General features: G+C 62.2%; 20 protein-coding genes. 5 read left to right on the plus strand and 15 right to left on the minus strand.

What is annotated here, in order from left to right; genetic code table 11:
• Positions 1–76: 76 nt before the first annotated feature.
• The 11 genes from ASD63_RS28585 to ASD63_RS28635 form a co-directional block, all read right to left on the minus strand.
• Complete coding sequence (locus ASD63_RS28585; RefSeq protein ID WP_060530122.1) at positions 77–1,354, minus strand: L-fuconate dehydratase; 1,278 nt, start codon at positions 1,352–1,354, stop codon at positions 77–79.
• Positions 1,355–1,373: 19 nt separating this feature from the next.
• Positions 1,374–2,219: a fumarylacetoacetate hydrolase family protein gene (locus tag ASD63_RS28590; protein ID WP_034796416.1), complete on the minus strand. Its 846-nt coding sequence runs from the start codon at positions 2,217–2,219 to the stop codon at positions 1,374–1,376.
• A gap of 25 nt (positions 2,220–2,244) precedes the next feature.
• Positions 2,245–2,979 (minus strand): SDR family oxidoreductase, encoded by a 735-nt coding sequence (locus ASD63_RS28595; RefSeq protein ID WP_060530123.1) that lies wholly within the window; start codon positions 2,977–2,979, stop codon positions 2,245–2,247.
• 10 nt (positions 2,980–2,989) lie between these two features.
• Entirely contained in the window at positions 2,990–3,436 is a 447-nt protein-coding gene (locus ASD63_RS28600; RefSeq protein WP_034796420.1) for a MaoC/PaaZ C-terminal domain-containing protein, read from the minus strand.
• A gap of 1 nt (position 3,437) precedes the next feature.
• On the minus strand, positions 3,438–4,517 hold the full coding sequence (locus ASD63_RS28605) for a Gfo/Idh/MocA family oxidoreductase (RefSeq protein ID WP_060530124.1): 1,080 nt from the start codon (positions 4,515–4,517) through the stop codon (positions 3,438–3,440).
• Positions 4,510–4,860 carry an L-rhamnose mutarotase gene (locus tag ASD63_RS28610; protein ID WP_034796424.1) on the minus strand — a complete coding sequence of 117 codons (351 nt, stop codon included), beginning with the start codon at positions 4,858–4,860 and terminating at the stop codon, positions 4,510–4,512. Before ASD63_RS28610 ends, ASD63_RS28605 begins: the two co-directional genes overlap by 8 nt.
• Before the next feature lie 15 nt (positions 4,861–4,875).
• Entirely contained in the window at positions 4,876–5,988 is a 1,113-nt protein-coding gene (locus ASD63_RS28615) for a mandelate racemase/muconate lactonizing enzyme family protein (RefSeq protein WP_060530125.1), read from the minus strand.
• A 1-nt stretch (position 5,989) separates the two neighbouring features.
• A complete protein-coding gene (gene ugpC, locus ASD63_RS28620) occupies positions 5,990–7,087 on the minus strand; it encodes a sn-glycerol-3-phosphate ABC transporter ATP-binding protein UgpC (protein WP_060517928.1) in 1,098 nt (365 codons plus the stop codon).
• Between the two features lie 6 nt (positions 7,088–7,093).
• Positions 7,094–7,960 (minus strand): carbohydrate ABC transporter permease, encoded by an 867-nt coding sequence (locus ASD63_RS28625; RefSeq protein ID WP_034796430.1) that lies wholly within the window; start codon positions 7,958–7,960, stop codon positions 7,094–7,096.
• Entirely contained in the window at positions 7,960–8,856 is an 897-nt protein-coding gene (locus ASD63_RS28630; protein WP_060530126.1) for a sugar ABC transporter permease, read from the minus strand. The genes ASD63_RS28625 and ASD63_RS28630 overlap by 1 nt, the downstream gene beginning before the upstream one ends.
• A gap of 81 nt (positions 8,857–8,937) precedes the next feature.
• Positions 8,938–10,257: an extracellular solute-binding protein gene (locus ASD63_RS28635; protein WP_034796434.1), complete on the minus strand. Its 1,320-nt coding sequence runs from the start codon at positions 10,255–10,257 to the stop codon at positions 8,938–8,940.
• A 164-nt stretch (positions 10,258–10,421) separates the two neighbouring features.
• Between ASD63_RS28635 and ASD63_RS28640 the strand changes: the two genes are divergently transcribed.
• Both ASD63_RS28640 and ASD63_RS28645 read left to right on the plus strand, forming a co-directional pair.
• The gene (locus tag ASD63_RS28640; protein ID WP_034796531.1) at positions 10,422–11,210 is read left to right on the plus strand and encodes an IclR family transcriptional regulator; all 789 of its coding nucleotides are present in this window, start codon (positions 10,422–10,424) and stop codon (positions 11,208–11,210) included.
• Between the two features lie 76 nt (positions 11,211–11,286).
• Entirely contained in the window at positions 11,287–12,123 is an 837-nt protein-coding gene (locus tag ASD63_RS28645) for an amidohydrolase (protein ID WP_060530127.1), read from the plus strand.
• A gap of 54 nt (positions 12,124–12,177) precedes the next feature.
• Here the strand turns inward: ASD63_RS28645 and ASD63_RS28650 are convergent, their stop codons facing one another.
• From ASD63_RS28650 to ASD63_RS28660, 3 genes are read right to left on the minus strand one after another with little or no spacing between them, the layout of a single operon-like run.
• Positions 12,178–13,314, minus strand: coding sequence for an extracellular solute-binding protein (locus ASD63_RS28650; RefSeq protein ID WP_090426782.1), 1,137 nt, complete (start codon positions 13,312–13,314; stop codon positions 12,178–12,180).
• Positions 13,311–14,471 (minus strand): CaiB/BaiF CoA-transferase family protein, encoded by a 1,161-nt coding sequence (locus ASD63_RS28655; protein WP_060530129.1) that lies wholly within the window; start codon positions 14,469–14,471, stop codon positions 13,311–13,313. The genes ASD63_RS28650 and ASD63_RS28655 overlap by 4 nt, the downstream gene beginning before the upstream one ends.
• Before the next feature lie 7 nt (positions 14,472–14,478).
• Complete coding sequence (locus tag ASD63_RS28660; protein WP_060517935.1) at positions 14,479–15,030, minus strand: MaoC family dehydratase; 552 nt, start codon at positions 15,028–15,030, stop codon at positions 14,479–14,481.
• A 298-nt stretch (positions 15,031–15,328) separates the two neighbouring features.
• Between ASD63_RS28660 and ASD63_RS28665 the strand changes: the two genes are divergently transcribed.
• From ASD63_RS28665 to ASD63_RS28675, 3 genes are all read left to right on the plus strand, one after another.
• Entirely contained in the window at positions 15,329–16,309 is a 981-nt protein-coding gene (locus ASD63_RS28665; RefSeq protein WP_034796445.1) for a sugar-binding transcriptional regulator, read from the plus strand.
• A gap of 57 nt (positions 16,310–16,366) precedes the next feature.
• Positions 16,367–18,421: a bifunctional aldolase/short-chain dehydrogenase gene (locus ASD63_RS28670; protein ID WP_060530130.1), complete on the plus strand. Its 2,055-nt coding sequence runs from the start codon at positions 16,367–16,369 to the stop codon at positions 18,419–18,421.
• Positions 18,422–18,491: 70 nt separating this feature from the next.
• Complete coding sequence (locus tag ASD63_RS28675) at positions 18,492–18,716, plus strand: hypothetical protein (protein ID WP_034796449.1); 225 nt, start codon at positions 18,492–18,494, stop codon at positions 18,714–18,716.
• A gap of 57 nt (positions 18,717–18,773) precedes the next feature.
• Here ASD63_RS28675 and ASD63_RS28680 read toward each other — a convergent pair whose 3' ends face one another.
• Positions 18,774–19,817 carry a substrate-binding domain-containing protein gene (locus ASD63_RS28680; protein WP_060517939.1) on the minus strand — a complete coding sequence of 348 codons (1,044 nt, stop codon included), beginning with the start codon at positions 19,815–19,817 and terminating at the stop codon, positions 18,774–18,776.
• Between the last annotated feature and the right edge of the window lie 29 nt (positions 19,818–19,846).

The following is a 19,846-nucleotide window of genomic DNA, read 5'->3' on the forward strand; positions in this document are numbered from 1 at the left end:
AACAAAGCCGGAGCGGCTTTATATCGCTCCGGCTTTTGAATATTGAAGACGTTATTCTTATATAAAACCTTCTGCGTTAACCGCCGAACCTGTAGTCGGCGATCGACTGCGGCTTCATCTCGATCGAGAACCCGGGCCGCTGTGGCGGCATATAGGCGGCGTTCGCGATCACGCAGGGGTCGAGGAAGTGTTCGTGCAGATGGTCGACATATTCGATGACGCGACCATCCTTCGTTCCGGATACGGCAATATAATCGATCATCGACAGGTGTTGGACATATTCGCAAAGGCCGACGCCGCCGGCATGCGGCCAGACCGGCAGTCCGTATTTGGCGGCAACGAGCAGCACCGCCAGCACCTCGTTGAGGCCGCCCATGCGGCAACTGTCGATCTGGACGATATCGATCGCGCCTTCGGCGATGAACTGCTTGAACATGATGCGGTTCTGGCACATCTCCCCGGTCGCGACCTTCACCGGACCGATCGCCTCGCGGATCTTGCGATGGCCGGCAACATCGTCGGGGCTCGTCGGCTCTTCGATGAAGAACGGCTTGGCAAAGGCAAGCTGCTTGACCCAGTCGATCGCCTCGCCAACCTCCCAGACCTGGTTGGCGTCGATCATCAAGTAGCGGTCCGGGCCGATCACCTCGCGCGCGATTGTCAGTCGCCTGATGTCGTCGGCAAGGTCGCGGCCGACCTTCATCTTGATGTGGTTGAAACCTTCGTCGATCGCCTCCTGGGCGAGACGCCGGAGCTTATCGTCGTCATAACCGAGCCAGCCGGCCGATGTCGTGTAGCAGGCATAACCTTCATTCTCGAGCGTCGCGATGCGCTGAGCCTTGCCGGGTTCGGCCTTCTTGAGGATTGCGACCGCCTCGTCACGCGTCAGCACGTCCGTCATGTAGCGGTAGTCGACGATGTCGGCGATCTCTTCCGGCGACATGTCGGCGACCAGCCGCCAGACGGGCTTGCCCGCCTCTTTGGCAAGCAGGTCCCAGACGGCGTTGACGACGGCGCCGGTCGCCAGATGCATCGCACCTTTCTCCGGACCGATCCAGCGCAGCTGGCTGTCGCTGGTCAGGTGCCGCCAGAACCGGCCGGGATGGGCGAGAATGTCTGATGTCTCCTGGCCGACGATCAGATGCCGCATGGCCTTGATCGCCATGCAGCAAATGTCGTTGCCGCGGCCGATGGTGAAGGTGAGACCATGGCCCGCAAGTCCCTCCCGATCGGTGTCGAGGATGACATAGGCCGCGGAATAGTCCGGGTCCGGGTTCATCGCGTCGGAACCGTCGAGGCTCTGCGAGGTCGGAAAGCGCAGGTCGAAGACGCGCAGATCAGTGATGCGGGTCATGGTCACTCCAGTCTTATGATCAATCGTCCGCGCGCACGGACTGCTTCTGGCTGCCGAGGCCCTCGATGCCGAGTTCGACGACGTCGCCGGCCTTAAGGTAACGCGGCGGCTTCATGCCCATGCCGACGCCGGGCGGCGTGCCGGTCGAGATGATGTCGCCCGGCTGCAGCGACATGAACTGCGACAGGTAGGAGACGAGGTAGGCAACGCCATAGACCATGGTCTTCGACGAGCCGTTCTGCATGGTTTCGCCGTTGACCTTCAGCCACATCGGCAGGTTCTGCGGGTCCGCCACTTCGTCCTTGGTCACCAGCCACGGGCCTGTCGGACCAAAGGTGTCGCAGGACTTGCCCTTGGTCCACTGTCCCTGGCGCTCGATCTGGAAGGCGCGTTCGGAGACGTCATGCACGGTGCAGTAGCCGGCGACATAGTCGAGTGCTTCCGCCTCGGTGACGTACTTGGCCTTGCGGCCGATGACGACGCCGAGTTCCACTTCCCAGTCGGTCTTCTCCGAGCCGCGCGGAATGATCAGGTCGTCATTCGGGCCAACGATCGCCGACGTCGCCTTCATGAAGATGATCGGTTCGGAGGGAACCGTGGCGCCCGTCTCGGCGGCATGGTCGGAGTAGTTGAGGCCGATGCAGATGAACTTGCCGGTACCGGCCACGCAAGGGCCGAGCCGCTGGTTGCCGTCGACAGCCGGAAGGCCGGCGAGATCGAGTGCCTCGAGTTCGGCGAGTTTGTCCGGGTCGAGCGCCGCACCTGAGAAATCGGCGACGTGGCCGGAAAGATCACGCAAGGTGCCGTTCGCATCGAGGATGCCCGGCTTTTCCTGGCCCGGGAGGCCGTAACGAAGAAGTTTCATATCTCTGCTTCCTGCTTGTCTGTTGTCAGATGGTCCAGCCGCCATCGATGGCATAGGCCTGGCCGGTCGTATAGGTGGCGCCCGCGAGATGGACGGCAAGGTCGGCGATCTCTTCCGGGGTGCCGAGCCGTCCCATTGGCTGGCGGGCGATAAAGGTGGCACGCGCAGTTTCATAGTCTCCCTGGGCGCGCATGCGGTCCTGCAGCGACGGGCTTTCGACGGTGCCCGGGCAAATGGCGTTGCAGCGAATGCCCTCAGACACGTAATCGGCTGCGACGGCCTTTGTGAGACCGATGACGGCGGCCTTGGTGACGCCGTAGGCAAACCGGTTGGGTACGCCCTTGATGCTGGAAGCGACCGAAGCCATGTTGATGATCGCGCCGTCCTTGCGGACAAGCATGCCCGGAAGGACCGCACGAATGGTGCGGATCATCGCCTTGACGTTGAGGTCGAGCGCGAACTCCAGATCGCTATCCTTCATCTCCAGGATCGAACCGGCATGCACGAAACCGGCGCAGTTGAAGAGGACGTCGACGGCGCCGATCTCTGCCACGAGCGCTTCGACCGCTTGCGTGTCGAGAACGTCGAGCCGGTGCGTTTCGACGTCGGCTTCCTTTGCAAGTGCCGCAAGCGCATCGGTATTGATATCGGTCGCGTGCACCTTTGCGCCGGCCTTCACAAAGGCCAAAGCCGAAGCGCGGCCGATGCCTTGAGCCGCAGCCGTAATCAGGACGACCTTGCCTTTAAGATCCGCTGTCATTCTCGATCCCTCATGCTTTGCGTTCAACGACCAGGATATGGTCGGCGGCGAGAACGACCTCGCCACGCTGGTTGATGACTTCTAACCGTTCGACGATGCGTCCCGCCTTCGGCCGCTTCGGATCGTCCTCCTTGGCGGCGATCGTCACGCGGGTACGGATCGTATCGCCGATATGAACCGGGCGCACGAAGCGCAGACGATCATAGCCGTAGGAAAACGCAACCGGATTGATCAAAGATGCGGTCAGCCCGACCCCGATCGAAAAGATCATGGTGCCGTGGGCGATGCGCTGGCCGCCCGGCAGGGTCTTGGCGAACTCCGCATCCATGTGGTGCGGAAAGAAATCGCCAGTGTGGCCGGCATGAACGACGAAATCGGTCTCGGTAATCGTCCGGCCTGTCGTCAGGCGCTCATGGCCGAGCTCGTAGTCTTCGAAATGGATGATCTGTTCCGACATCTCAACGTCCCGGAAGTGGCGCGATCGCCGTGGCCGGCGCGGCACTCGATTGATAGGCGGCCTCGACCAGGGCCATTGTCTGCCAGGCGTCTTCCACCGAGCCGATCAGCTCCGGGTCTTCGCCGGAGGCGAAACGCTGCAGATTGGCCATTCGGTTGGCGAAGGCGTCGGGGAACCAGGCGCCTTCAAGCGGAACCGACACCCACTCGACAGCCCCGGTTGGCCGGATCCAGAGCTCGTCGGGCTCGCCCTTGGGATAGTCGAGGTTGACACCGAGTTTTACATAAGCAGCACCCGACGTGCCCGAAACGCGGAACTCGCAGGCCTGGAACTTGCGGCCGAAATCATGGTCGTGATTGACCGAAAGTACGCAGCGCACGCGGTCGCCATAGTCGAGGATCGCAGCCGTCCGTGTCTGGGCGACCTCATGGTTCGGATGGCCGATCGTCTTCGCATGGACGCCCAAGGGATTGCCAAGCAGGCCGCGCACGAGATCCAGATAGTGGATCGAGTGCATGGCGATCTCGATGCGCGGCAGGCCCTTCAAGAAGGGCCACAGACCCCAGGGCGTAGCAAGTGCAAGCCAGGCGTCGAAATCGACGACCTCGCCGAGGTATCCCTTGGCGATCGCGTCTTTCAGCGCCAGCATCATCGGCGCGAAGCGGAGCTGGAAATTGACCGCTGCCTTCAGTTTGCGCGTCCGGCAGGTCTCGAGAATGGCGGTTGCGGCTTCGAGGTCCGAGCCCATCGGCTTCTGGATGAGGGCAGCGGCGCCGATTGGAAGCTTCGCCAGGATGGCGGCATGGGCCGCCGGCGGGGTCGCCAGATCAAAGATTGCATCAGCGACCGCAAGCGCATCCTCTTCCCGTTCGAAGGCGGGAATGCACCAGGCGTCGGCAAGCTTCGCGGCCTTCTCCCGGTCTGGATCATAAAGGCCCGCGACTGGGAAGCCGGCCTGGCGATAGGCCCGCAGATGTGCGTCGCCGACGATGCTGCCGGCGCCGAAGATCACGATCGGCCGGGGCTTTGCCGGTTTCGGCCACCACTGCCTGAGCGCGCCCGGATCGAAATTTTCAGCCATTGTGGGAGACCTTGCCGTCGTGATGGAAGACCTCTTCCATCATCGCCCACCACTCACCTTCCTGGCGCGTCTCAAGCGGCTTCTGGCAGGGCATGCAGACCGACCACCATTCCTGGTTCTTCGGATGTGCGGCCATCTTGGCCATGTCCGCCTCAAAATCAGAGCCGACATACTCCCAGTAGCCGAAGAGCAGGTTTTCCGGCTCCTTGAGGAAGATCGAGTAGTTGGTGACGTTGCACTCGGAAATCAGCGCGAGGATCTCCGGCCAGACGGCGGCGTGCAACGCCTTGTATTCGGCGACCTTGGACGCCTCCAGACCGATCACCATTCCCATTCGCTGCATGATGACCTCCCTATCCTAGCCCCGAAACTCGCGGGTAAACTCGTCGATCGAGCGGGCGCGCACGGCATCCCAGTCCCAGGAAATTCCGATGCCAGGCTCGGACGGCGCCAATGCGCGACCGTTCCGGATCTCCATGCCCTTGGTCGTGAGATCATCGAGCTGCGGAATGTACTCAACATATTTGCCATTCGGCACGGCGCAGACGAGACTGACATGCAGCTCCATCAGGAAGTGCGGGCAGACCGGAATGTCGAAGGCTTCCGCCGCATGCGCGACTTTCAACCACGGCGTGATGCCGCCGATACGGGCAACGTCGACCTGGACGATCGAGCAGGCGCCCTTCTGCATGTATTCGCGGAAATGACGGATCGAGTACATGGATTCACCAACCGCAATCGGCGTGGGCGTCGAGCGCGTCAACCGGATATGACCGTCGAGATCGTCGGCCGGCAGCGGCTCCTCGATCCAGGCAAGGTCGAGCTCCTTCAGCCTGGACGCGCGGCGGATCGCCTCGTCGACGGTGAAACCCTGGTTGCAGTCGGTCATGATCTCGAAGCCGTCGCCGAGCGCCTTGCGCATTGCCGACAGGCGATCGTAATCCTCCGAGCCGTGCGGCTTGCCGATCTTCACCTTCGAACCTGAAAAGCCCTTGGCTTTGGCGGCAAGCGCATCCTCGATCAGCGCTTCCTTTTCGATGTGCAGCCAGCCGCCCTCGGTGGTATAGAGGGGGCAGCTTTCCTTGGCGCCGCCGGCAAGCTTCCAGAGCGGCAGCTTCTGCTTTTTGGCGCGCAGGTCCCAAAGTGCTGTGTCAACTGCCGCCAGCGCCAGCGCCGTTATCGGGCCGATCGTCGTCGCGTGGGTCGCAAATTCTAGTCTGTGCCAGATCGCCTCGATGCAATCGGCATCCTCGCCGATCAGGATCGGCACCAGGTGGTCGGAGAGGAGCCGCATCACCGACGAACCGCCGGTACCGATCGTATAGCTGTAGCCGGTGCCCGTCGCGCCATCGCTGTCGGTGATGGTGACGATCGGGGTTTCCTGGCTGACGAAGCTCTGGATCGCATCGGTCCGCTTCACCTTCGGCGGCAAGTCGACCATGCGCAGTTCAATTTTCTCGATTCTTGCCATGTCAGCCTTCCAGAGCCTTGCCGGTATCGATGTCGAAGAGATGGGCGCGCGAGAGGTCGAAGCTCATGCGCACCTTCTCGCCCGGGCCAAGCGGGCGCGGATTGAGCATGCGCGAAACCCAGTCTCGACCGTTGAACTGGATGAAGACCAGCGTTTCGTTGCCCAGCGGTTCGGTGATCGACACCGGTAGCTCGACCTCGTGCACGGCGGCCGGGTCGCCGGCATGCAGACCATGGCCGCTCGGATAGATGTCGTCAGGCCTCAGACCGAAGGTGACCTTCTGTCCCGGACGGAGCGCGTTCACAAACCGCGGCGGGATCGGCAGCCGCATGCCGCTTACAAAGACGAGCGTACCGTTGTCGACGATCGCCTCGTCCATGTTCATCGGCGGCGAGCCGATGAAGCCGGCCACGAACTTTGTGGCCGGGCGCTGGAACACTTCTTCCGGCGTGCCTACTTGTTCGATATAGCCGTCACGCATGATGACGATGCGGTCTGACAAGGTCATCGCCTCGACCTGGTCGTGGGTGACGTAGATCATCGTCGCCTGCATGCGGGCATGCAGCTTCTTGATCTCGGTTCGCACCTGGGTGCGCAGCTTCGCATCCAGGTTCGACAGAGGTTCGTCGAACAGGAAGACATCCGGCTGGCGCACGATCGCGCGGCCCATGGCGACGCGCTGGCGCTGGCCGCCGGAAAGCTGCGACGGGCGGCGCTCCAGGAGATGGCTAAGATCGAGGATGGCAGCGGCTTCATCGACCCGCGTCTTGATCTCGTCTGCCGAGCGTCCGGCGATCTTCAGCGAAAAACCCATGTTTTCGGCGACCGTCATATGCGGATAGAGCGCATAGGACTGGAAGACCATGGAGATATTGCGCGCCCGAGGCGGCAGGTCGTTGACCTTCTTTCCGCCGATTTCGATCGCGCCATCGCTGACGTCTTCGAGGCCTGCGATCATGCGCAGCGTTGTCGACTTGCCGCAGCCCGACGGGCCGACGAGCGCGATGAACTCGCGGTCCTTCACTTCGAGGTCGATGCCGTGGACGACCTCGAGCGCGCCGTAGCGCTTGACCAGTTTCCTGAGGGTGACAGGAGCCATGAACGATTATCCTTTCACCGCGCCGAAGGTGAGGCCCGAAACGAGGTGCTTCTGAATGATGAAGGTAAGGGTCAGCGCCGGGATGATCATCACGACGGCGAGCGCACACATGCCGCGCCAGTCGATGGTGAATTCGGCGGTGTAGTCGAGAAGCCCGACCGGCAAGGTCTTGGAATTGACCGAGCGGGTGATCTGCGAGGCAAGCGCATACTCGTTCCAGGACGTCAGGAACGCAAAGATGCCGGCGGATGCGATGCCGGGACCGGCAAGCGGAAACTCCACCTGCCAGAAGGCCTGCCACGGCGTGCAGCCGTCTATCTGGGCGGCCTCGGCGAGATCCTTCGGCACCTGGCGGAAGAAGCCGTCGATCAGCCAGATGGTGAAGGGCACGTTGAGCGCGACATAGGTCAGGATCAGCGAAAAATGCGTGTCGATGATACCGGTGCGGGCGTAGAGCATGAAGAGCGGCAGCGAGAGCGCGATGCCAGGCACGGCGCGCGTCAGCATGAAGCCGAGGAAGATCGCCGACTTCGCCTTGAAACGATAGCGGGCAAAGGCGTAGCCGCCGGCCATGCCGATCGCCAGTGCAATCACCGTCGAGGTCACCGAGATGATCAGCGAATTGCGAAAATAGTCCCAGACGGGAACGCCACCCTGCCCGGCGCCCGCAAACATTGCGCGATAGGCATCGAGCGAAATGCTCTCGGGGATCCAAACCGGTGGTTTCGCCATGATTTCGACGGTCGGGCGCAGCGACGACAGCACGATCCAGAGGCCGGGAAGGCAGATCACGGCCATTGCGAGAAACAGGCCGATCAGGTGCACCGTCTTCAACAGGCGGCGGCGCAGGCGGTGCGAAGCGTTGATATCCATTACCACTCGGCTCCGATCTGCTGGCGCGCCGCGGCGAGCTTGCGGAAGAAATAGACGGTGAAGACGATCGACAGGAGGATCGCGACATAGGCCATGGCGTTGGCGAGCCCCATGCGGGCATCGGCATAGGCCGTGCGGCCGACGAGCGTCCAGAGTAGCTCCGTGCGCTTGGCCGGGCCGCCATCGGTCATGATCTTGACGATGTCATAGGCGCGCGCGACGTCGAGAGAGCGGATCGTCATGGCGATGAAGGCGAACGGCATCAGATAGGGCCAGGTGACATAGCGGAAGGTCTGCCAGGGTGTGCAGCCGTCGACATGGGCAGCCTCGACCGGATCCTTCGGCATGGCGAGCAGGCCGGCCAGAATCAGGATCGCAAAGACTGCGGTCGAGGACCAGACTTCGGCGATGATGATCGAGAGCAGTGCGAGATTGCCGTCGATCAACCAGGGAATTGCCTGATCCGTCAGTCCCAGCGACTGCAGCGCATTGTTGACGAAGCCGATATTGTCGTTGAAGAGGAACTTGAACTGGAAGCCGACGAGCACCGGCGAAAACATCATCGGAAACATCATCATGGTGCGCAGCAGGCGCTGGCCGTGGGTCGCCTTGTTGACAAGCAAAGCCAGGCCGAGACCGAGCAGCATCTCAGCGTTCAGAGCCACAGTCAGCAACAGCACGGTGCGGCCAAACGCGACCCAGAATTCGGCGTTGCCAAGTACGGTCGCGTAGTTGCGCAGGCCTATAAAGACCCACAGCGTCTCCGGTTTGGTCAAGCGGAACGGCGTGAAGCTCGAATAGAAGGAAAAAAGGAGCGGCAACACGATCACCGCCGCGAGCACGACAAAGGCCGGAAGCAGAAGCAGGGCCGGTGCTGACAATTTCTTGAGCTTCATCGGGCAGTCCTGAGGATTGCATGAAATGGCTGAGGCGGCGCCGGCGCCTTCAAGGCATCGGCGCCGCCTCATGGGTAACGATCAGAGCTTGCCCGCGTCTTCGAGAATGCCGGTCGCTTTCTGAGCGGCGGCATCAAGCGCTTCCTTCGAGGTCTTGTCGCCGAGGATGGCGGCCTGGAGTTCCGGATAGACGGCGTTGGAGATTTCGATCCACTCGGCCGTCTTCGGAACCGGGAAGGCATGCTTTGCGGCTTCCTGGAAAGCCTGCAGCACTTCCGTCTTGTAGGCGTCGCCCTCGGCTTGCTTGATGTTGTATTCCCAGACGGCAGTCCGGGTCGGCAACGGGCCGGCAGCCGATTCCAGCTTCTGGCTGTCCTCGTTGGTCAGCCACCAGACGAGCGAAGCGGCCGCTTCCTTGTTGGCGCAATCTTCGGTGACCGAGAAGCCATGATGGCCCGACCAGCCGGTGCGCTTGCCGGAAGAACCGGCCGGCTGCACCTTCACGCCGACATTGCCGGCGACCTTGGAGGACTTCGGGTCGTTGAAGAAGCTCGCCCAGCCAGGCCAGTCGAGATTGAGGGCGATCGAGCCCGAGGCAAAACCCTGGCCGAGGTCGTCCCAAAGATAGTTGGTCGTGCCCGGCGGTACGGCCTTGTCCTTGTAGAGCTTGACGAACCAGTCAAGCGCATGGACACCGGCTTCCGAGTTGAAGGCGGGGCGCCCGTCCTTGTCGAGATATTCGCCACCTTCGGCGACCAGCATTTCATAGAAGCGACCGTTGATTGCCTCTTCCTTACCGGCAAACTGCGTGCCGTAGAAATTCGGCGGGGCGGCGAAGAACTCGGCCTGATCGCTGACCTGGGCCCAGGTGTCCGGCGGCGCGAGGTCGTAACCGTATTTCGCCTTGAAGGCGGTCTTCTTGGCTTCGTCCTGGTAGAGGCTCTTCTGGTAGTAGAGCGCCGACACGTCGAACTGGGCGCGCGGCAACATCACCAGCTTGCCGTCGAGCGTCGAAGCGTCGATCAGCGCCGGCACGAATTTGGCGATCTCCTCCGGCGGCAGGAGCGCCAGGAGATCAGTGTAGATGTCGGGGTATTGCGGCGCGAAGGAGGAATGGTTCGAGCCGACGCACCAGCTGACGCCGCCAGTCGCGATGTCCGACTTGATCTCCTTGTCGAGTTCGAAGTGGTTCTTCTTCGACAGGATGTTGACCTTGGCGCCGGTCGCCTTCTCCCATTCGCCGATCCGCTCGTAGAGCTTTTCGTATTGCTGTCCGCCGATCAGCTTGGCGTCGATCGTGACGCCCTCGAACTTGCCGGGCAGTTCTGCGGCATTCGCCGCTCCCCCTGCACAGGCAAGCATAACGACGCCGGCGGAGACGCCGGCAAGCAGCCTTTTCATATCCACTCCTCCCATGTTCACGCCCTCTTCCTGACGTGACGTTCTCATTTGTGAGAAACTAATTCATATACAAACAACATTTTTATGAGGCGTCAAGGGAGAACTTTCCTTTGTGGGCGCCTTCGTCTGCGTATATGGATATGAATATTCACCAAGGAGGCTTCATGGACACCGAAGAGTCAGATCGCTACCGCGCACCGGCCCTTGATAAGGGGCTCGACATTCTCGAGCTGCTTGCCAGCGTCGACGGCGGACTGACGCAGGCCGAGATTTCCAAGCGCCTGAACCGGAGTCCGAACGAGTTCTACCGCATGCTCGATCGGCTGGTGCGGCGCGGCTATGTCACGCGCATCGACGGAGATCGCTATTCGCTGACATTGAAGCTCTTCGGGTTGTCGCAACTGCATGCGCCGGTCCGCAGGCTTGCCTCCTACGCCACGCCCTTGATGCGGGATCTGGCCCAGCGCTCGAAGCAGGCAAACCACCTCGCCGTCTTCGATCGCGGCTCCGCCGTCGTCATCGCCCAGCAGGAAGCGCCTGATTATTGGGGCATTTCAATCCGGGTCGGGTCGCATATCAGCCTCTTCGACACGGGTTCCGGCCATATCCTGCTTGCCTTCCGCTCGGCCGAAGAGCGCGAAATGATGATCGCGGAACATGCCAGGAGCAAAGACGAGGTCCCGCGCGGGCCTGAGTTCTACGCGCGCCTCGATCAGATCCGCGAGCGCGGCTATGAAATGATGGCGAGCGCGCAGACAGCCGGCGTCTATAACCTCTCGGCGCCGATCCTGGGGCCTGATGGCCGCGGCATCGCGGCGCTGACCGTTCCCTATATCGCGCTCGTTAACGCGCCCTCGGCGCCAGACATCACTGAAAGCATCGCCCTTTTGCTGAAAACCGCCGAGCAACTGTCGACGTTGGCCGGTTCGGACGTGGCCTCCACAACAGATTGACGGCACTTGGGAACGGTCGTACTTCTTATATGAATAGATCATTCTTATGTGAGAAGCCGTTCGGAGGAGGCGCGCCTTGATCATCGACACCCATCTTCACCTCATCGACAGGTCGAGGCTCGCCTATCCCTGGCTCGCCGGTGTGCCTGCCCTCGACCAGGACTTTCTCTACACCACCTACGAGCGCGAAGCGCGGCGGCTCGGCATTACCGCCAGCCTGCACATGGAGGTCGATGTCGATCCTTTAGAGATGGAGAAGGAGACATCCGAGGTCGCGCGGCTCGCAGGCCAGGCGGATAGCCTGCTGAAGGGCGCTATTGCCGCCTGCCGACCTGAAGAGGATGGCTTTTCGGCCTATCTGGAACGCCAGGAAGCAAACGGCCTCGTCAAGGGCTTCCGCCGCGTGCTGCATGTGATGCCGGATGATCTCTCCGAAGGACCGACTTTTCGCGACAATATCCGCCGGCTCGGCGGCCGTCGCTTCACCTTCGACCTCTGCGTCCTGCCGCACCAGATCGAAAAGGCGATTGCGCTTGCCGATCTGGCGCCCGACGTTCCGTTTATTCTCGACCATTGCGGCGTGCCCGACATTCGCGCCGGCGCCGACCATCCCTGGCGCGAGCACATGAGCGAGATCGCCCAGCGTGCGAACGTCACGGCAAAAATCTCCGGCGTCGTCGCCTATGCAGACGAGGCCTGGCAGGTCGAGACGCTGCGCCCCTATGTCGAGCACACGATCGACGTCTTTGGTTGGGATCGGGTGGTCTGGGGAAGCGATTGGCCGGTCTGCACGCTCGGCGGCAATCTTTCGACCTGGGTCGGCGCCACCCACGCGGTTCTGGAAGGCTGCAGCGCGGAGGAAAAGCGCAAGCTGCTTGCCGACAACGCGCGCCGGATCTGGAATCTCGCCTAGCAAGCCCTGCCCTAAATCCGTTCCGGGACGCCTGGGCATCCCGGAACTCAGAAATCAGGCTGTAGCAAAACTCTCTGCAAACAGCCGATTGAGATCGTCGACGACCTTTCGCGCCGCCTCTTTGCCCGTGAGGCCGTCGTTGATGCGATCGGATGCCGCCTGCTGGAACGCCATGTAGCCATCGTGCCGTGGGCGAACCCAGGCGCTCTCCAGCGTCTTGCGCGTCGCACGATAGAAATCGGATGTCGCGGCATTGACGGCGTCGTCATCCCAGGCGGCCGCGTGGCCGGGCTGCCCGCCTCCTGAGGCATAAGGACCGCGCTGGACGGCGCTGCTCGCAACGAAATAGGCGAAATCGATCGCCGCTTCCCGCGCCTGTGAGAAAGCCGAGACCGCAATCCCCGTTCCGCCGAGGGCCGAGCCTGCCGGACCATTGGTTCCGGCAACCGGAACATCGCCGAACGTCACGAGCGACGGCCGGAAGCCCGGCATCGCGTAGCTGACATAGCCGTAGATCAGAGGTGCACAGACAACTTTCGACGCCGGATCGCTCATTGCCTCCAGCACGGCGATCGGGTCCATGGAAAAGCAGGAGGGATCGATCAGGTCTGTCAGTTCACGCAGGCGCTCGAAGGCGTTGATGCCCGCATCCGGATCGATCAGCGGCCCGGTAGCGTCACTGCGGCAGGGGGAACCGAGATTGCCGGCGAGCGTGTAGAAGCTCATCAGGGAATGCGGTGGGCGCATCGGCAGCGCCACCCTTGCCTGTCGCGCGAGCGCCAGCATGTCGGTCCAGCTTTCCATGCGGTCCGTCAGGTCCGGGCGCCACGCCTGGACCTGGGTCGCCGCATCGATCGGAAAGGCCCATTGCCGGCCCTGCCAGGTATAGCTCGGATAGGAGCGCCCGACGCTCGCATCCTCAAGCGCCTTCCTCTCGGCTTGGCGGCCTTCCACATCGAGCGGCGCCAGGCACTTCTCCTTGGTGATTTGGCCGACATGCGGATGATCGATGACGATAAGATCATAGGCCCGCGCCAATTCCTCGACCGGATAGGTCTCAAAATCCTGTAGCGAGCGCTTGTCCCATTCTACCGTTATGCCGGTGCGTTCCTGCCAAAGCCGCGAACAGGCGATCATCGGATCGTAGCCGCGCGGGTGGCTCCAGGTCATGCCCTTCAATGTGACGCTCACAGGCCGAACTCCTTGCGGATCGAGGTGCTATGCTCGCCGATGCGTGGTGCTGCGCGGTCCACCTGCGCACGCTTACCGTTGACCCTGAGCGGCGAACGCGTCGTCAGGATCGAAACGTCGTCTTCGCGCACCACCGTCTGCAGCATGTCGAGCACGCGGAAGCCTTCGCTTTCGAGCAGTTCGTTCCAGTTTAGAACCCGGGCGCACCAGATGTCCGCAGGCTCAAGCACGCCAAGCCAATGGTCGATGGTGTTTTCGGCGATCCGCTTGGCGATCAGCGCCTTGATTTCGTCCCGTTCGGAGAACCAGGAAGCCGGATCGTCGCGATAGGCGTCGAGTTGTGGCATTTGCAAGAGATCGGCAAGCTTCGGGATGGGCGTCATGGCGATGGCGAGATAGCCATCCTTGGCCGGATAGACCCCATAGGGCGCCGACAGATAGGCATGGGCGCTGCGAAAACCCGACCGGGTCGGCAGCCGGCGGCCGTCATTCAAGTGCGTCGTCAGCACTTCGAACTGGAAGTCGACGAGGGCCTCGAGCAAGCTCGTCTCGATCAGGCTGCCCTTGCCGGAAATGCCACGACGGACGAGGGCTGCAAGGATACCTTGCGCTGCTGCGGCGCCCGCAAGCATGTCGCCGATCGCGAGGCCAAAGGGCACCGGCCCTTGGCCCTCATCGCCGTTCAGCCACATGACGCCGGAGCGCGATTGCGCGAGCAGATCCTGCCCCGGCCGCTTCACCCAGGGGCCTTCCTCGCCATAGCCGCTGATCGAGGCATAAACGATCTTCGGGTTGATCGCCTTGACCGCCTCGTAGTCGAGCCCGAGCCGCTGGATGACGCCGGGACGGAAATTCTGGATCAGCACGTCGGCCTTGGCGAGCAACGTCTTCAAGGCTTTGAGATCGGCCTCGTTCTTGAGGTCGATCGCGAGGCTTTCCTTGGCGCGGTTGATGGCATGAAAGATCGTCGAATCGCCGCCGATCTCGGTGTCGCTCAGATAAAGCCGGCGCGACAGGTCGCCACCGTCGGGGCGCTCGATCTTGATGACGCGCGCCCCGAGATCCATGAGGCGCAAGGAGCAGTAGGGGCCTGAGAGAAACTGGCTCATGTCGACGACGACAAGGCCAGAGAGCGGCAGTTCGTTGGTTTCGGTCATCGGTATCTTACTTCTCGGTCTTGCCGACGAAGTCGGCGGGGTTTTTGTATTTCACGGTCTGCAGGTGCTCACAGTAGAGCACCAGCTCCCCCTCGCCCTTGAAGACCTGGTAGCTGGCCCGGATAAGCCCGAGCTCCCTGTAGCGGGGCGTTTTGTCCATGTTGGTACGGATCGTGTAGATCGTTTCGCCGATGAAGACCGGCTTGATGAAGCGCAGCTTGTCATAGCCGTAGGAAAAGGCGTTGACGCAGTTGGTGGCGACCAGCCCGAGGCCTGCGGAAAAGACGAAGGCGCCGGCAACGAGACGCCTGCCGAAGATGCCCTCGCGCTCGGCAAACATCTGATCCTGCACGTAAGGATGGATATCGACGACGAGCGTATTGAAGAGGTGGCTGTCGCTCTCGGCGATCGTGCGACGCAAGGACCTTATACGCTGGCCGACTGGCCAGTCCTCATAGAACCAGTTTTCCGCGTTCCACACGGGAAGCGCGGCGTGCTCCTCCGGCATGTCCCCGGGATGGGTCGAGGACACCCCGACAGTGGGCATGAAGTCATCCATTGGTCAGTCCCTGATGCAATAGGTCGGCAACTGCGGGTCCGTTCGACGGTTCCCGAGGGCAATGCCGCTCGATCTCCATTCGGATCCTTATATGAATAGTATGTTCACATATGGATTCCGTTTGCAACCGGCTGTGGACTGCAAGCGCGTTCGCGGCGAGAAGCGACGCCGTAAAGACCATCACTCAAATAGAGGTTCAGCTTCTGCAGTGCGCGCGAGGTGGCGACATTCGTCAACGACGTTGACTTTTGTCAGTATAGATGAAATATGTCAGATCCATCTTGCGAAGGTTCCGCCAATGCCCATCCGAGCCACAGACCAGATCATTCACAAGGCCGCCTGGCTCTATTATACGCACGGCCTGCGCCAGGACGAAGTGGCGCAGCGGCTGGAGATATCCCGCGCCTCGATCGCCATGTATCTGCGCAAGGCCCGCGAGATGGGCATCGTCACGATCACCACGTCGACAGAACTGTTTTCGCAGGACGTGCTTGCCCGCGAGCTCGAAGACGCCACCGGGCTTACGACTGCATGGCTCGTGCCGGAAGATCGGCAGGCGATGGACCCGGCCGCCGAAATGCCCGTCGTCGCGGCCTCCGTTTTTCTCGAACTGATCAACAAGGGCGACCGGATCGGTGTTGCCTGGGGCCGCACCGTCTATCATATCGCCGACGTCATGCCCTTTGCGGACCTGCGCGGCGTCACGGTCGTGCAACTTTGCGGCAACCTCGGCGCGCCCTATTCCTACCGCCCGGATCAATGCACGACGGAAATCGCCCGCCGCCTCAATGCCGAAGGGATTAATTTTTATGCGCCGCTCGTGCTTTCCTCCGAGCGGCTCGCCGAAGAACTGCGCGGCGAACCCGTCATCAAGGAGCAGCTCGCGACCATCTCCGACTGCGGTCTGGCGCTCTATTCGGTCGGCGGCATCGAGGATGACAGCCACCTCGTCAAATGCGGCGCGCTCTCGGCTGCAGACATGCATGCGATGGGCGAAAAGGGCGCGGCCGGCGTCATTGCCGGACAGCTCATCGATCGCGACGGCCAATGGATGGATTGCGAGCACAATCGCCGCTGCATTTCGGCCGATCTCGGCTCCATCCGCACGATCAAGAAGCGCATGCTGGTCGTGCAGGAGGACAGCAAGTTCGAACCGCTGATGGCGGCCTTGAAGGGCGGCTTCGCCTCGCATCTCGTCATCACCGAGTCGATGGCACGCAAAGTCCTCGATCGCTGGAACCGCGAAGGGCTTGGCAGAAGCGGCTCAGGCGCCCCCTGAGCCTCGAATTTGGGTCCGCCGATACCGGCCGGGCCGGTTTATCGGGAGGCTGAACTTATGGATAATCTCTGGCGCGACGACGAGGCGGAGAAGGTCGTTGCGGGTTATCAGGCCAAGGGCACCGGCCGCGATCTGGCGCTGCGGACCTATACGACGCGACTGCTTGGCGGCGAGCCGCGGCTCGTGCTGCATGGCGGCGGCAACACCTCGGTGAAAACCGAAATCACAGACCTCGTCGGGGACACGCATGCCGTGCTCTGCGTCAAGGGCAGTGGCTGGGACATGGGCACGATCGAGCCCCCCGGCCTGCCAGCCGTCAAGATCGCCCCCCTGCTCAAGAGCCGCAAGCTCGAAAGGCTTTCGGACGAGGACATGGTGACGCTGTTGCGCGCCAACCTCATCGACCCGGCCTCGCCGAACCCGTCCGTGGAGGCGCTGCTGCACGCCTTCCTGCCACACAAGTTCGTCGACCACACCCATTCGACCGCCATTCTTGCCATCGCCGATCAGGCCAAGAGCCGGGAGATGTGCGCCGAGCTTTTCGGCAGGAAGATGGGCTTCGTGCCCTACATCATGCCGGGCTTCGCGCTGGCGAAGGCTGCGGCGGACGTGTTCGATCAGGATCCGACAGTCGAGGGGCTGATCCTCGACAAGCACGGAATCTTCACCTTCGCCGACACGGCGAAGGAAGCCTATGATCGGATGATCCACTATGTCACGCTTGCCGAAGAGCATGTGAAAGCGAAGGGGCACAATCCGTTTACGCCCGCCGCCCTGCCCGCAGTGCTTGCAAGCCCTGCCGATATCGCGCCAATGCTGCGCGGCGCCGTTGCCGTCGACAAGGGCGAAGGCCGTTTTGACCGCATGGTCAGTGTGTTCCGCACCTCGCCCGATATCCTCGACTTCGTCAATGCGCAGCAGGTTGAGGAGATGGCAGCCAGGGGCGTTTCGACGCCCGATCTTTCCATCCGCATCAAGACCGGCCCGATGGTGCTTCCGGCGCCGGCTAAAGATGATCTCTTGGGCTACCGGGCCGTGACCGACGCGCGGGTCACCGCCTTTGCCGCCGACTACACCGGGTATTTCCACAGCAACGACGCACGAGACGACGTCAAGCGCATCATGCTCGATCCCATGCCGCGCCTGACGCTGGTGCCCGGGCTCGGCATGTTCGGCCATGGCCGCACCTACAAGGACGCGATGATCGCCGTCGACGTCGGCGAGATGTGGATCGAGGCTGCGCGCGACGCAGAATCCGTTGGCCGCTTCGAGCCGGTCAGCCGGCCGGATCTCTTCGATCTCGAATACTGGTCGCTGGAACAGGCGAAACTCGCAGGCGCCAAGCCGAAGCCGTTTACCGGCCAGGTCGCGCTCGTCACCGGCGGCGCCGGCGCCATCGGCGCTGCCATCGTCAAGGCTTTCGTCGCCGAGGGCGCGCATGCCGTCGTGCTCGATCTCGACGGCGACAAGGCTGCGGTCGTGGCAAAGGCGGCCGGCAACAACTCGATTGGCATCGCCTGCGACATCACGGATCCCGCTTCGGTGCGCGCCGCCTTCGACCGGGTGGTCGCGACCTTCGGCGGCGTCGATATCGTCGTCTCCAATGCGGGCGCCGCCTGGGAAAGCCCGATTGCGACGATGGACGACGCCCTGCTGCGCCGTAGCTTCGAGCTGAATTTCTTCGCGCATCAGACGGTCGCGCAGAATGCCGTGCGCATCATGAAGGAACAAAAGACCGGCGGCGTGCTGCTCTTCAACGCCTCCAAGCAGGCAGTCAACCCGGGCGCGAAGTTCGGCGCCTACGGATTGCCGAAAGCGGCGACGCTGTTTCTGTCGCGGCAATATGCGCTTGAGCATGGTGCCGACCATATCCGCGTCAATGCCGTCAACGCCGATCGCATCCGCTCGGGCCTGCTCAATGACGAGATGATCGCCAATCGTGCAGCCGCCCGCGGCCTTTCGGTCAAGGACTACATGGGCGGAAACCTGCTCGGTCTCGAAGTGACGGCCGAGGACGTAGCGCGCGCCTTCGTGCACCACGCGCTCGCAGAACGAACCACCGCGGATGTGACGACTGTGGATGGCGGCAATATCGCAGCGGCGATGCGCTGAGCGCTTTCGTCTAAGCGTAAAAACGTGCCCCACTGCAGTCTCCCGCCAGAGTTGTTCGGATGGAGACGAAATGGTCGATCGATGGCCCGCAGATGCCGCGTTTCAAATGGGTGACTATGCCGCCAAGAAAGGCCGCGCCTCATGGCGCGGCAAGATCGTCGGCTGGTATCGCACAGACCTGACCAGCCTCGGCTACGCGATCGAAAGCCATTTCGAGCCGGGCTCCGTGCAGATCTATCCCGAGACGGCGATCGAAGCCTGGGTGCCGCCAAAGGCGGAAAGCGAATTAGAGTAATAAGGACAAAAAAAGGGGCGGTCTGATCGACCGCCCCTTTCGTTTCGCCTTGGGAGATTAAGGCTTCGGCATCCATGCGGGCATGGCAACATCTGCATGGGCGAACTGCGGCAGCTTCACGCCGAGCTCTTCCATGTTCTTGATGTCCTGATCGTTCAGGTCCTTCTGGGTGATCAGCGTCGGCGGTACGACCACCTGGCGGCCCGGGTCTTCGCCGGCAAGCAGCATGGCGAGCGAGCGGACCGAGACCTGGCCGACGACGGCGGGGTTGGTGGCGGCCGTCGCCGTCCAGGCCGAGCCCGTTTCGCGCATGGCGGCGATGTCGGACGTCGAAATGTCGGCCGAGTAGATCTTGACGCTGGAAGACAGGCCCGCTTCGTCGACGGCGATCTTCACGCCCTTGGCGAACTCGTCATAGGGCGCGAACATCACGGTGATGTCGGGCTTGGCCGAAATCACCGCGCGGGCCTGGTTGGCTACCGAGTTGGCGATCGGGTTGTCCATCGTTCCGAATTGTGCGGCTTCCTCGATGCCGGAATACTTCGCCTTGAATTCCTTCCAGGTCTCGTCGCGGCGGTCGAGCGGCGCGATGCCGGCGACATAGACGTAGCCTGCCTTGAAGCTTTCGCCATTGTCCTTGACGGCCTGCTCGAGCGCGAGGCGGGCCAGGTCGCGGTCGGACTGCTCGATCTGCGGGATCTTCTCGTTCTCGACGTTTACGTCGAAGGCGACGACCTTGATGCCGGCGTCAACCGCGCGCTGGGCAGCTTCCTTCATCGATTCGGTCAGGCCGTGCTGGATGATGATGCCCTGCACGCCAAGCGCGATCGCCTGGTCGACCATGTCGGCCTGGAGCGCTGCATCCTGGCGGCTGTCGAAGACCTGAAGCTGCACGCCGAGCGCCTTGGACTGCGCCTCGACGCCTGCGAGATAGGACTGGAAGAAGTCGCCGGTCGAAAGGTAGCGCACAAGCGCGATCTTGACATCGCCGGCCTTGTCGAACGGCTTTGGCATGTCGGCTGCAAAGGACGGCACGCCGAAGGCGGCTGCCCCCATCAACCCAAGCGTCAAGCGGCCCAGGCTTCTGCGAGTCATGTTCATGTCAGTCTCCTCCACTGGTGAACTTTTTG

It is taken from the genome of Ensifer sp. Root558, from assembly GCF_001427045.1.
In the GTDB taxonomy this organism is placed as follows: domain Bacteria; phylum Pseudomonadota; class Alphaproteobacteria; order Rhizobiales; family Rhizobiaceae; genus Ensifer; species Ensifer adhaerens.